This window comes from Pseudomonas sp. Z4-7 (assembly GCF_051131965.1).
In the GTDB taxonomy this organism is placed as follows: Bacteria; Pseudomonadota; Gammaproteobacteria; order Pseudomonadales; family Pseudomonadaceae; genus Aquipseudomonas.
Map to the genome: position 1 here is coordinate 1,613,564 of NZ_CP071642.1, position 12,869 is coordinate 1,626,432.

The following is a 12,869-nucleotide window of genomic DNA, read 5'->3' on the forward strand; positions in this document are numbered from 1 at the left end:
CTTACATGTCCCGTCTCGCTGAATTCCGCGCGCTTGAACAGCAGCTTGCTGCCCAATTGGCAGAGCTTGAAACACTGAAAAACGATGATGGCCTGAAGCGTGAGATCGAGTTCGAGAAGAAGCTCCGCGATCTTCTGGGCGAGTATGGCTACAGCCTGCGCAACATCGTCGCGATTCTCGATCCGCAATCTTCTAGCCGCCGCGCTCCTGCAGTCGCTGAGACCAAGGGTGTCCGCAAGGCTCGCGCCGTCAAGGTTTACAAGAACCCTCACTCAGGTGAAGTGGTTGAGACCAAGGGTGGCAATCACAAAGTGCTGAAGGAATGGAAAGCCGAACATGGCTCCGATACGGTCGAGAGCTGGCTGGCCCAGTAAAATCTGTTGAGTACAAATGGAGGGCCCTGCGGGCCCTTCTTTATGGGGATAGGAAATGCTTCGTTCAGCAGCGCTTGAGTTGGCAACGAGCTTCAGGTTGGCAGTCGAGATGGTCGTACAGACCGACGATGTCCCCATGCACATTCAAGGTTTCCCACGCGGATGCTGCGGAATCATTTCTGAGCTCATGGGCGACTATTTGAACACCGTAGGACTTGGCGAATTCTTCTATGTTTGCGGGATGAAGGACGGCGCTTCACATGCTTGGCTTGAAGTCGATGGACTGATCGTCGACATCACCGGAGATCAATTCCCTGACCGACCTAGTATCTATGTCGACACACCAGACGCTTGGTACGGCGAATGGGAGGAGGACATCAAGCACTTGGCGGTTCATGAACCCTCTGCATTCTTCTATGGGGAAGAGCGCCGTTTCCTAGAACGGGTGCTGGCGCAGCTCAATAGCCGTGAATCCACATCAGATCAATCGCAATCGATCCGTTCTTTCAGAGCGGTGAACTAGCAGCACTCATCGCTAACGTTGAGCCCATCGCCGAGGAGCTAGGCAAAAAGTCGATGCACCTGCGTTGCAGAGATCAGTACGTAGACTTTTTCAGGGATCAGGGTTATCGATATATCCAGGCGATGACTTCCGACGAGATCAGCACTTGGCATGAGATGGGAATCAAAAAGAGGTGGGATTGATCACTGGAGTCCATCGCGCGTGCGGCTCAATCGAATGACTGCGTGAGCTCCGCGTGGGTAAGCCACGCAGTTGACTCGGGACGGTAAGCCACTGACGTGGGCGCCATGGTTTCAGTGAGTCGAGCTTACTCGGTCACCTTTTTTTGCCGTTCTGAAAGCATGCTAAATGGCGGAGGCTGCAAGCAGGTTGCCTTACACGCTACCGTTATTTGTGAACCAGGTCTTTGTATAACTCACGGGCTGCAAGGATCTGATCCCTGAGTTCTTCCGGGTCGATTCTCATGCCGCCTCGTGGTGTCACCTGCAGTGTCTTCAGGCCGTTCGCAGCTTTGATGAAATCTCGTTCTTCCGCTTGAACCCATTCAGGGCGTTTGTCCTTCCAAAATGACCATGCCATTTCGCCTAGCCTCACTCCACGATGGATGGAAGCTAGTATGTGGTAGCCGCAGGGAATGTCCAAGCTAGGTGGTGACTTTGATCATCATGCAAGCGGAGCGCGCAGACCAGGAGGGTCAAAGGGCATGAGGATGGAAGCCCGGAGGGCCAAGACCTGTCGTAGACAGGGCTTGGTTAACGACAGCCGTCCCTGCTAGGGCATGCCACGACAACCGTAGTGTCGAATACTACCTCAAGGCGCGCTGTTCAAATGACCGAGGAACAACCCCCTGCGCGCAAAGATCATACGTTTTGCGTAATGCTACCTCATCGCCAGAAGACACCCTCGCGTGGGTAAAGATCGTCGACAGAAAGCGTTTCCTTTCGCCGTTGCCGAGCTCAGACCAAATCCTCGGCTGCCCTTGTGCATCAGGGATCGCCAGCCGGTCGAGGAGATACTCTTCCAGGCTGTGCAGACGTTGCTGACCATCGACCAGAATCTCGCTGTTCTCCGCCAATACCCTGCCAGTGCTCGCCGGCTCGCACCAATCGTTTGTAAGGTAGCTTCCCAAGTCTGCCCCTGACCAAACAGCGCTAATAAAACGAGCCTGCTGGCCTACGTTCCACTCCAATCCGCGCGCCCACTTGGGTACGGGCATACCCATGACAAATCGTCCAGCCCATGGAAACCTATCGTGAGCGGAGGAGGAGTCAACCAGATACATTTCCCAGTGACTTACCAGAACATCAATTGGGTAATGACTGACGGTTGTAGCCAGAACCCGCTGCGGCATCTGGATGCGTAATTCAGACGGTTCGTCGTCGGCATAGCGTTGAAAAATAGAAGTCATGATTTCCTGGCTAGCTCAGGTTGGTCGAAGTATTCGGATAAGTACGGGCGCATCGCCATGCATCCACCGTTGCAATGATCAGCAGATCCCGATCTGTGGAGGTATAAATCTGGCCGCTATCGGCCAAAGCATGCGCATAGCCCTCGGCATAGGCTGCCGCCTTGTTGAATTCAGATGTGCAGACTGAGGATTCGATGTGCCTGATCAGCCGCTGCCATGTGCGCCGTTGGCGGTTGCCGATAATCGTGTAGGGGAACGATAAGGCGCTGTTCAGGCGCTGTGCGAAGTCATCTGTCGAAGAGGTCAAAGCCATTGCTCGAAAAAAGGTGCTTACCTATGACAAACGGTTTGTTTTAGAAAACCTTGAGCCTGATGCGATTTTTTTGTAAAAGGCCGGTGAATTAGGTTTCAGCCCGGGACAAGTGACCAGGTGAAGGTAGGAGAGCGCTGTTTTTCTCCCAATGATTAGTGCCTTGGAAATAATCAGCTCAATCATAAACTGCGAATATTCTCATAGTTTTGATTCCTTCAAGCGGGGATCAAATATCCCCGCCCAAGAAAACGGCCTGTTAAGGCAGCTCAGTTTAGGAGCGATCTTTTGAAAATAAGCAGTTTGCTGATTCTTTATTGGGGTCTTCAAGAGCCCGAGCACTGTTGAAGCATCCTCCAATCTTTCCCTTTGAATAATACTCAGTCATTACCTGCACAGAGTGTGAGCGGATCATCTTCATGACAACGGCAGGTGGAATAGTGTGTGCTTTGTGGTCTTCCATTTTCTTGCTCCATTAGCGTGGGGGGTTATAATAGGTGTCGCTGTATTGGCTTCAGTGGTCGACAAGCGAGCTGTTAGGCACAAAGTCAATAATGTTCGTATGCTTTTTCCACCGCTGCTCATAATCGTCAATTTGATCGAGAAGAAACAATTCACGGGCTAGAGCGGCTTTCCACAGTTCCTCAAGACGCTCGGATTCACTACGGAGCTGTGCGATTCGGGCTTTCAGTTCTTGCGTTTGTCCTTTTTTCCTATCGTTTTTTTCTTTCTGAGCTGCTGCATAGTGGTCGATATCGTTAATGAGATGCTCGTAGATTTCACGATCACTTTTGATCAGGCTTGGGTCTTTGCCGGCTTCAAGGGCGACAGCGCTCCGTGAGATCTTGGTGCCTTTCGGTACGCGCTCCGGGGTGCTGGCGACCAGGCGGAGTAGGGCATCATAAAGATCTTTTAGGCCTGCGCCTTTAATGTTGGTTTTCATAAATATGTCTAGTTTAAGTGGCTGAGGATTACTTCATAGTCCTGGATGTTTCGCTGCTCCATCCTGAACTCGAAGGATTTTGGGTCTAGATCCATGAGATCAATATGGGCGTGCTCAATTACGGACTTAACATTGCTCGCCTTGAGTACGGAACTAGCGCACCCGAAGCAATTGACGAAATTACCATGTGCACGTTCGTTGCAAGGTTTGCTACTTGCACACCCACCCAGCGGGGTTGGTTGATAAGAAATAAGGCCTTTCTTCGCTTTCTGCATGGTTTCTTCGGCAGTTTGTCGGTAGATAATCCTGTTAGGGTCATTCGCTTTGCTCATCGGGGTTACGCGTTCGCCATGTCCACCATGTAGCTTCTCGGTCGAATACAAAACTTCATTGAGGTACGAAATCCACTGGGCGTCATTCATGGCGTTTTTAAATTCTTTTGCAAGCTCTGGGCTTTTCAGCTTCATGTTGTACCCACCTGCAGAACAGCCGCGCTGGTAGTAGATGCTCATAGATTCGGTAAGATGAGTCAGGAGCCTTTTGAGCTCGGGTATATCTAGCACTTGGCTTTGGGCGCCAAATACGGCCATGGTTCTGCGGAATTGGTGGGAGGCAATTTTCCACGGTTTACCTACCTTGTATTTCGGATCTGAACGCCAGTCTGCAAGTGGGTCAATTGCTTCCAGTTCAAGGATGTCAGCTTCTTCAATGAGAATTTTAGGTAGATATTTATCATATCTCGCAGAATTTCTGGGTATAACAGTCTTTCCGGGTTTGGTTTGGCTGAATGGCAGAAAGGCAGGTGTCAAAATCAAGCATTCAGCTCCAGGCGTGTTTTCGGGGACGTATGGGGTTATTATGCTTTTGATCAGCTTCAGAGCGTTGATTGGTTCAGTAATAAGCTCGTTTGCAATCCAAGCAGTATCCTTAACGGAACCTGTTAATTTTGTTGAGACTCCCATCATGTATAATCCCTTAGAGTTCCATCCCTCTGCGGGTTGAACGCATTCATCCTCTAGTAATTTAGCTTCATGATCTCTGACCAATGTATAAATGTGAACAAGGCACTTCGCGCTGTGTTGGGCGACATGCAAATGTGTGCAAATTCTTGCGGCGCAAGAAATTCCGTATCTTTTAGAATACTCTTGAAGGTCGTGATCAATCAGAGCTTGAATGAAGTTTGTTCGGGGCTTTTCCGCCTCTAATCCGCACTCGGGGCGACTTTTCGACCTGCTGGCCTTGCTGGCGTCGCGGCCATAGCAAGGGTCGCTTGCTAGTTTATGGGTCAGAGACTGAATGTTTTCGAAGTTCTCGATAAAATCATGAATAAGGCTGTTGTACTGATGATACTTTGCATGAAGGATTCGGCTTGGTATAACAGGGGTTTGCTTTCCGCCTGTACATCTCACGTTATGGGCTTTCTTGAAGTCTTCAAAAAGCTTGTGATGCGGTTCTAGTTTAAGTGAGTTATCAGTAAGCTTCAGGTAGTCCCTAATCACGACAGACAATGCAGATGCATATTTTTCGCCAATTTCCGTAATAAACTCAATGTTGCTAGGGGAAGATATGAGTTCTTGGATTGTTATGTTGCGTTTGTCGGCGCTCCTTGATATCGCTTTTAGCGCCTTGTAGGATTGATAGATGGTAGAGATTCTTAGTTCTCGACCAGCATGGCTCAACGAGAATATGTAGGTGGCAAGCAGTAGTTGGGATGTTTCTAAGTTGTTTGCGTTAAATTTCGCTGAATTGATAAATTGCTCAAAGCTAAAGTCGGTGGAATCCGTGGGTACTAAGCGCAGTTGCGGAAAATCCCAGTGCAGATTTTTTAGAAAGATTGGCTGGCCATTTTGGTCGTGGCTTATAATGCAATCACCATTGAGGTCGTTGAGATTCATCCCAATATGAGCAGTAATGCTTTTGTTTTGATCAGCGCTTTGCGCACATGTTGGTTCTGAATAAATGGGTTGAAGGTTTTTCATGATACTACCTTTAATCGTACCAAGCGCTCTAGGTGGCGCTGCCAGTAATTGGTGAGGCTATTGCTGTCGTAGACGTCTTTTCGCAAGTCTTCCAGCTTTTTCTGAAGTGAAGGGTTGACGGATAGCATCTCTTTCAAAATTCGGTCTATTTGCTGCAGTGTTGGGCCATGTATCTTCTCGAAATGTTCAAGGCTAGAACTGGCATGTATCATTTGTTTGGTAACATATTCGAAGCTCAGTAGCTTCCAGGCGTCTTCATCATTTGCGTGGACTTTATGGTGAACGCAATTCAAACACCCTGCTTCGCTTTTGCAATTCGGTTCGGAGGTGATTTGAGTGTCGTTTTTTTTCTTTGGGAAACTCTCACCATTACAACCGCCCACAGGGGTAGAGCATTGGTGTGGGTTGTTAAAAAACTCATTGACCACTGCATTGAATTTGCCAATTTGATCAACTGCGTTTTTTTCGTTCGCTTTTAAATAGTTTTTTCTTTGGGTTCTTTCGCTATGGCCTAGAAGGATCCTAGATGCTTCATGACCGTGATTTTTTGCCGTATAGTTATCTTTGTAATTCCTGTAGTTATTGTAGCTAAGGAAAGGCACGTCCGGGTCAATTAGGCGGGTCAAGCTTACATTGAGTCGACTTAAGATATTGGTGTCCATGATTCTATAGTTGTACTTGCTGTTACCGTTGAATCCAATGAAAAGATAAGGATGGTCAATTCCTTCGCAGAGAAAACCTCTTAGTTCAACAAATTTCTTGAAATGCTTGATGAATTCGACCTTGATCCTGACAGTAATAGTTTTGTTGTTTGCCCGGAATTTGAGCGTTCTCATGCCGATCTCTTCATCCTTGATGATTTCGTAATTCGGATCCCAAGGCAGTTCTCGCAGTGGGGACTCATTGATCCCCGTATTTGCTACAAACATAGCTACGAAGCAATTGTGCGCGTACCGCCCCAATCTGACGCGATATTCATTGTCTTTTGTAGAGTTTGCTACAGATAGCCTTGAGGCATAGGCCTTGAGTGCCTTGTTGTGAGCTTTGGTACAGAAATTAGAGGAGCGGGCTTTGTACTCTTCTAGAGTACGCATCCTGCCCTCACTATAATCAATGGTCACTGAAGCAGCGGAGTGGGCACCGTCTTTTGAAAGAATTTTGCTTGTTATTATTGGATATTTAATGTCCGGCATAATCCAAGCGAAGTCTTGATTCAACTTTAGCGCGTACGGTAGATTAGCATTCTTTAACAAAAGATCAGTTAGACCTACGAATACTGGTTCGCATATTTGAAGGTGACGCTTCACCGACTCTTCACTAGGAGGTTCAGCCGTTTTTGTTTGTTTCTTTCTAGGTCGTCGAACTAACGGAGTTTTCGCGAGCAAGTAAACTTCTTCAGGAAACATTTGTTGCCCGAACGTTTTGCATGCTGTTTGTATGCGCTTGCGTGTTCTGTATGCCCTATGGTCGCTGTTAAGGTGCGCCGTGAATTCCGCTAGTGCCTCATAGTAAAGCTCAGGCGATTCAAGGAAATTAAACCAGCCGTTGGCTTCGCACCAACTAGCCATGCCTGCCCAGTCATTTACAGCGCTGTAACCAGAAGTGAGCGCTATTGACGTTAGACTTGCAGTGATTATGTGGCTAGCGAGTGTTTTTAGGTTGGCTAATCGCTTAGGTAGGCGGCTCGATAGATCAACTTCTTTCCACGCTCTTGCGCCAGTACGGCTGGCGAAGCACCAGGCCCCAAAATCAAAGGCATGTCGGTGATTGAAACGAATAATGATTGATTCGATTGGATTTGTTGCTAGCACATGTTGAGCGTCAGCTAGCAAAGTTGCATTGTTGATCTGAGCGTCCAAGCGGATCTCGCAGCGGCTCCGGTAGGGCATTTTTAGTTTTCCAGGAGACCCATAATGTGCTTCTGATAGTCAGAGTCGGCTTCGTGCACCAATTCGCTAATCCTCCGATAGTCCAAGTAACTCATGGTTGTTTTACGGTTCGAATGATGCAGACGCTTGGCAACATAATCGATCAGTTCCAAATATCCGATTTTACCTTGATCAAGAAGTGCTTTGCGTTCTTCTACGAGGTTCATACCAAAAGAGGCTCTTAGGTCATGGAAGCTAAAAGTAAATTCGTGGCCGCGCTTTTTGAGCAGAGGCAACATAGTTTCGCTGATAAACTTGCGTACTGCAGAACCTTTCTCATGATTTTTATATTTATCTTTATCCAGCGCGCTCACGTAGAGGGGCTTGCCAGTTCGGCTGAGAAACACATATTGCTCAGATTCATCCCTTTCCAGTGCCTGATTTCTGCGGCTTTGGTAGCGTTCGGATTGAAGGTAGGTGAAAAGCCGATTATGTACCCAGCCCGGCACCTGGATATTCTGCCGCTTACCATATTTGGTATCTACGAGGTAACCTTCCCCTGCGTAGATTGGGTATGTAGCGATATCATCTGCTGAAGCCTCAAGCACGTTTCCGACACGTATTGTTAGTACCGTCTGAATTCTCATTCCTGAGAAGAGAGCCAAGATAAAGGCGAGTATCATTTCTACGTTACTTGTCAGGAGAAGTATTTCAACTACAGCATCCTGTTCGAATTTATTCAACGGGCGAAGCTTTCCTCCGTCATAAATGAAGTCACTCGACTCTTCCTTGTTTGTGGGGAAGGTTAGGTCAGTAGTGACGACCTCGCGGAAGCGTGTTATCCCATGCCTGTCAAGGCGGGAGACATAAATGATGTTCTCTTTCCAGGCTGGCTTGGCGGGGATGAAATTCCGGTACTTAATTCGCCATCGATAGTAACGAATGACGGTGCGAATCTTGTTGTTCACACCTTCAGCGCCGGTTTCCTTTCGGGCGATTGCTAGCTTGAAGTGTGCTTTAAAGATGTACGTTGGCCTTTCAAATTCTCTGCCTTTAAAGTCGAGGTGGTCTTGATTGTGATCAAGCATCACATTCATGAAGTCTCTTAGGTTTGCTGCTTCAGAGGCTAATGTGCCTTCTGAGAGCTTGGGGTACTGCTTGGCTCGCCATAATAGGAAGAGATTCCCTTCTACCCACGGAGTGCCATCAGGTTGAAGAATAATCTTCATCCCTTGAATGTAATCTTCGTCTTTGTACTCCACCGGGTAAGATAAAGGAGGCTCAGCCGGAACTGAGACCATTGCCTTTATGGGGAGCTCGTAGCTTTTGGTGAAAGGGGTTAGGTCTTTCAATTCCACAGTTGTATACATGGCGCACTTGGATGTCAGATATGGGCGGAATTACCAGAGTTGTACCTCTGATTCTATTTCAGTGGCTGAGAAGATTAACTAACGTCAAAAGTTTTGCAAGAGTGGTTTTTTCAATTTTCTTTCGAAGAGGTGTTTTAATTATTTATATATTGTTATGGGTTTTTGATTTCCTTTCTTATGTGTTTTAGTTGGCTTGAGGATGGAGGTGCTCAGCCGCAGGCAGCGTCGTCTCTGGAGCTGCGTTTTTTTTGATTTTGAGAATTGTCGTTTTGTAAAATATGTTTGTTGCTTACAGGCGTTCTGTCGATACGAAGCTTCTTTGTAATATGTCGATAAACGCAGTCCAAGGTGTCTGGCAGGTTGTCATGTCTGCTTGGTCTGCCGTCTAGGCGGCGTGGATCTTGATGTCAGAGGATTTTTGACTGCGAATAATTAATTACTAAAAAAATGGCACAGGCGCCCTCAATTGCGCCTTTTATTCGTTAATTGACACGGAGTTTATATTTTTTGCAGAAAAGCGACGGACGGTCGAGGAAACCCACCAACTAGGCATTTTTTGCCACTCTTCCAGTCCGCACGGAGGGCTCAATTTCGCTCTCCACCGCGTGTGGACTACTTGATTGAGGGCGGTTGCAGTGGACGTAACTGGTCTGTCTCTGGACGCTGGCACCTGGGGGGTAGGAGCTGGGTTTCGGCTTCTCAGGCATGTAGCTGTCGAAGTAGACAAGGATTGCCAACATGGCCACAGGGCTTCGCTGACGCCCGTTTTGCCGGTGTGTGGGTCTGAGACGCTGGCTCTGCTGCGCCTGGCCCTAACGAAATGAGCGGCGCTGTGAACTTACTAAGGAAGGCGGAGGCTATGGCTGATGCGGACTTGTAGTATCACAGGCTTGCAGTGTGGCTCAGCCAAGGCGTGTTCCAGTTTGGCCACGTTTAAAGTGCATAATCGTCCCAGAATGACGGTGGGGCAGGCCCGGAATATGGGTTTGGTTGAGGTTCAACCGACGACATCGACAGTTGCGGCGCTGGGGCATTAGCAGGTGCGCTCGAGCTGCGTGGGGTGCTCGCATCTGTATCATTTCACGAGCCTTGGCATAGAGGGCTGGTGCAGGTGGCGCTAGCATTTTCGTCGAGGCGTCGAGTCCAGGAATTGTTCAGGCCTAGAGGCAGTGACCGGCAAAGTGTGAGGGCGGGGATGCAGATGATCATTGTCCTCAAGGAGGCGCTGCTGACCTGCGTTCGCGTCGATCACTAGGTGATGTAGATATCACCACTCATGTGAAACAGGCGGTCGTCTATGGGCGAATGACTTTTAGCGAAACGCACCCAGAGAAACTCAAAATTAGGGTGGTATAGCTATGCGCAGGCGAGGGGCGATCACCACCTCATTTTGGATGCATGAAAGGGCAAAGCGTCACTCTTCTTGAGAAAGTTGAACGTACGCAGCCCTCGGGTTCTTACCATCCAGCCTTTCCTCTCACTCCCCATCATCTATGACTCGCAGGTATTGAATAGTTGGATGGACGAATTATTTGGCAGGACTGCTACTTATTCAGGGACGCCCATCTCGCGATGGCGTAGCTATTCCTGCTCCGACACCCCACCCACGTGTTAGCTGTACAGAAGATCACTCTGGCGTTTTCCGTTCTGACATCGGGGGAGAGTCTTCAACGAGGTGGTTTTACGAGGGGAGGGGAGATTGGCACGACTTGAGGTAAGGAGGAGAGGGCGCAGTTTGCCACGCTTGCGTTCCCTTCGAGCAGACCTGTTGCTGTCAAGATCGCTGCGAGCTCACAATACGTCGACTTTGGCTTCAACTCACGCGTAGTTCTGTACCTTCACCGTGTGCAGGGTGATGTCCACCACATCACCGTCGGCGCCCACCTGGGGCATTTCGATCCAGTCGCCGACCCGCAGCATGTCGTTGCTGGTCAACTGCACGCTGGCGACAAACGACAGCAGCGTGTCCTTGTAGACCAGGAGGATCACCGCCGACATCGCACCCAGGCCCGACAGCAGCAACAGCGGTGATCGGTCGATCAGCGTGGCGACGATGATGATCGCGCCGAACACGTAGAGGACCATTTTTGTCAGCTGCACGTAGCCCTTGATCGAGCGGGTGCGGGCGTGTTCGGTGCGCGCATAGACGTCCAGTAGCGCACTGAGCAGGGCACTGACGGCCAGCAGCATGAACAGGATGGTAAAGGCCAGCGCGACATTGCCTAGGAAGACCATGCTGGTCTTGCTCAGCCCCGGCACCAGGTGCAGGCCGAACTGGATGATCAGCGACGGCGTCGTCTGCGCCAGGCGATGAAAGACTTTGTTCTGGCGCAGGTCGTTGACCCAGTGCAGGGCCGGTTGGCGGCCGATCAGCTTGGCGCCGTGCAGGATCAGGTAACGCGCCACGCGTCCGAGCACCAGCGCGATCGCCAGCAGCAGGGCCAGGGCGAGACCGGAATGCAGGAGCGGGTGCTGATCCAGGGCCCCCCAGAAATCCTGAAGGTTGAGCCAGAATTGTTTGATATCCATGGACGAGACGGTCTTCTATGAGCGCGATGGCGAATTAGAGCATTTAAGCGTGGCGAAGTGACCGTTGATGACAAATCCGGTCTTGAAAACACACTGATTTGCAGCCGTTTGTATAAAGAAACTCGGCCTGCGCGCTCGAAACCGGTAACCTATGCAGCTGTTTTTTTGCATTTCTTCGAGGTAGCACCCGTGTTTTCCCAATTCGCCCTGCACGAACGCCTGCTCAAAGCCGTGGCCGAGCTTAAATTTGTCGAGCCAACGCCGGTGCAGGCAGCGGCTATTCCGCTCGCGCTCCAGGGGCGTGACCTGCGGGTGACGGCGCAGACCGGCAGCGGCAAGACCGCTGCGTTCGTGCTGCCGATCCTCAATCGCCTGATCGGCCCGGCCAAGGTCCGCGTCAGCATCAAGACCCTGATCCTGCTGCCGACCCGCGAACTGGCCCAGCAGACCTTGAAGGAAGTGGAGCGCTTTTCGCAGTTCACCTTCATCAAGTCCGGCCTGATCACCGGCGGGGAAGATTTCAAGGTCCAGGCCGCCATGCTGCGCAAGGTGCCGGATATCCTGATCGGCACGCCGGGGCGGATGATCGAGCAACTGAACGCCGGCAACCTCGACCTCAAGGAAGTCGAAGTGCTGGTGCTGGACGAAGCCGACCGCATGCTGGACATGGGTTTTGCCGAAGACGTGCAGCGCCTGGTGGATGAATGCGTCAATCGCCAGCAGACCATGCTGTTCTCCGCCACCACTGGCGGTTCGGGCCTGCGCGAGATGATCTCCAAGGTCCTGAACAACCCTGAGCACTTGCAGCTCAACGCGGTCAGCCAGCTGAACTCCACGACTCGCCAGCAGATCATCACCGCTGACCACAACCAGCACAAAGAGCAGATCGTCAACTGGTTGCTGGCCAACGAGACCTACGAAAAAGCCATCGTGTTCACCAACACCCGGGCCATGGCCGACCGCATCTATGGTCGTCTCGTCGCCCAGGAATACAAGGCGTTCGTACTGCACGGTGAGAAAGACCAGAAGGATCGCAAGCTGGCCATCGACCGCCTCAAGCAGGGCGGTGTGAAGATACTGGTTGCCACCGATGTCGCCGCCCGTGGCCTGGACGTCGACGGCCTGGACATGGTCATCAACTTCGACATGCCCCGCAGCGGCGACGAGTACGTGCACCGCATCGGCCGCACCGGTCGCGCCGGCAACGATGGCCTGGCGATCTCGCTGATCTGCCACGGCGACTGGAACCTGATGTCGAGCATCGAACGCTACCTCAAGCAGAGCTTCGAGCGCCGCACCATCAAGGAAGTCAAAGGCACCTACGGCGGACCGAAAAAGGTCAAGGCGTCGGGCAAGGCCGTTGGCGTGAAGAAGAAAAAGGTCGACGCCAAGGGCGACAAGAAAAAAACCGGCGCCAAGGCCCCGACCAAGCGCAAGACCGCCAACCGCCCGAAGAGCGACGCGCCATCGCTGGTCAGCAAGGACGGCATGGCCCCGCTCAAACGCCGCAAGCCCGAGGCGCCGGCGGCTGAATAAGCCCATGAACGAGAACCCGGGTGGAAACA

General features: G+C 50.7%; 10 protein-coding genes and 1 pseudogene. 3 read left to right on the forward strand and 8 right to left on the reverse strand.

Going from position 1 to position 12,869, the window contains the following annotated elements:
• The first annotated feature begins 5 nt into the window (after window positions 1-5).
• Window positions 6-374, forward strand: coding sequence for a histone-like nucleoid-structuring protein, MvaT/MvaU family (locus J3P91_RS07200; RefSeq protein ID WP_122868601.1), 369 nt, complete (start codon window positions 6-8; stop codon window positions 372-374).
• A 55-nt stretch (window positions 375-429) separates the two neighbouring features.
• The gene (locus tag J3P91_RS07205; RefSeq protein ID WP_434603129.1) at window positions 430-897 is read left to right on the forward strand and encodes a hypothetical protein; all 468 of its coding nucleotides are present in this window, start codon (window positions 430-432) and stop codon (window positions 895-897) included.
• A 387-nt stretch (window positions 898-1,284) separates the two neighbouring features.
• Here J3P91_RS07205 and J3P91_RS07210 read toward each other — a convergent pair whose 3' ends face one another.
• From J3P91_RS07210 to J3P91_RS07245, 8 genes and pseudogenes are all read right to left on the reverse strand, one after another.
• A complete protein-coding gene (locus tag J3P91_RS07210) occupies window positions 1,285-1,476 on the reverse strand; it encodes a hypothetical protein (protein ID WP_008438077.1) in 192 nt (63 codons plus the stop codon).
• Between the two features lie 226 nt (window positions 1,477-1,702).
• On the reverse strand, window positions 1,703-2,305 hold the full coding sequence (locus tag J3P91_RS07215; protein ID WP_434603130.1) for a hypothetical protein: 603 nt from the start codon (window positions 2,303-2,305) through the stop codon (window positions 1,703-1,705).
• 10 nt (window positions 2,306-2,315) lie between these two features.
• Window positions 2,316-2,618: a hypothetical protein gene (locus tag J3P91_RS07220; protein ID WP_434603131.1), complete on the reverse strand. Its 303-nt coding sequence runs from the start codon at window positions 2,616-2,618 to the stop codon at window positions 2,316-2,318.
• Between the two features lie 511 nt (window positions 2,619-3,129).
• A complete protein-coding gene (locus tag J3P91_RS07225) occupies window positions 3,130-3,558 on the reverse strand; it encodes a hypothetical protein (RefSeq protein WP_434603132.1) in 429 nt (142 codons plus the stop codon).
• Between the two features lie 8 nt (window positions 3,559-3,566).
• Entirely contained in the window at window positions 3,567-5,537 is a 1,971-nt protein-coding gene (locus J3P91_RS07230) for a hypothetical protein (RefSeq protein ID WP_434603133.1), read from the reverse strand.
• On the reverse strand, window positions 5,534-7,396 hold the full coding sequence (locus tag J3P91_RS07235; RefSeq protein WP_434603134.1) for a hypothetical protein: 1,863 nt from the start codon (window positions 7,394-7,396) through the stop codon (window positions 5,534-5,536). Before J3P91_RS07235 ends, J3P91_RS07230 begins: the two co-directional genes overlap by 4 nt.
• 32 nt (window positions 7,397-7,428) lie before the next feature.
• Window positions 7,429-8,763 carry a hypothetical protein gene (locus J3P91_RS07240; protein ID WP_434603135.1) on the reverse strand — a complete coding sequence of 445 codons (1,335 nt, stop codon included), beginning with the start codon at window positions 8,761-8,763 and terminating at the stop codon, window positions 7,429-7,431.
• Between the two features lie 1,836 nt (window positions 8,764-10,599).
• A pseudogene (locus tag J3P91_RS07245) lies at window positions 10,600-11,304 on the reverse strand (mechanosensitive ion channel domain-containing protein); the annotation flags it as partial.
• 189 nt (window positions 11,305-11,493) lie between these two features.
• Between J3P91_RS07245 and J3P91_RS07250 the strand changes: the two are divergent.
• Window positions 11,494-12,840, forward strand: a complete 1,347-nt coding sequence (locus J3P91_RS07250; protein WP_434603136.1) for a DEAD/DEAH box helicase — start codon at window positions 11,494-11,496, stop codon at window positions 12,838-12,840.
• The last annotated feature ends 29 nt before the right edge of the window (window positions 12,841-12,869 follow it).

Coding starts and splice junctions, on each gene's coding strand:
- J3P91_RS07230 (WP_434603133.1), bottom strand. CDS start 5,537: ATGAAAAACCTTCAACCCATTTATTCAGAACCAACATGTGCGCAAAGC.
- J3P91_RS07210 (WP_008438077.1), bottom strand. CDS start 1,476: ATGGCATGGTCATTTTGGAAGGACAAACGCCCTGAATGGGTTCAAGCG.
- J3P91_RS07200 (WP_122868601.1), top strand. CDS start 6: ATGTCCCGTCTCGCTGAATTCCGCGCGCTTGAACAGCAGCTTGCTGCC.
- J3P91_RS07215 (WP_434603130.1), bottom strand. CDS start 2,305: ATGACTTCTATTTTTCAACGCTATGCCGACGACGAACCGTCTGAATTA.
- J3P91_RS07205 (WP_434603129.1), top strand. CDS start 430: ATGCTTCGTTCAGCAGCGCTTGAGTTGGCAACGAGCTTCAGGTTGGCA.
- J3P91_RS07220 (WP_434603131.1), bottom strand. CDS start 2,618: ATGGCTTTGACCTCTTCGACAGATGACTTCGCACAGCGCCTGAACAGC.
- J3P91_RS07225 (WP_434603132.1), bottom strand. CDS start 3,558: ATGAAAACCAACATTAAAGGCGCAGGCCTAAAAGATCTTTATGATGCC.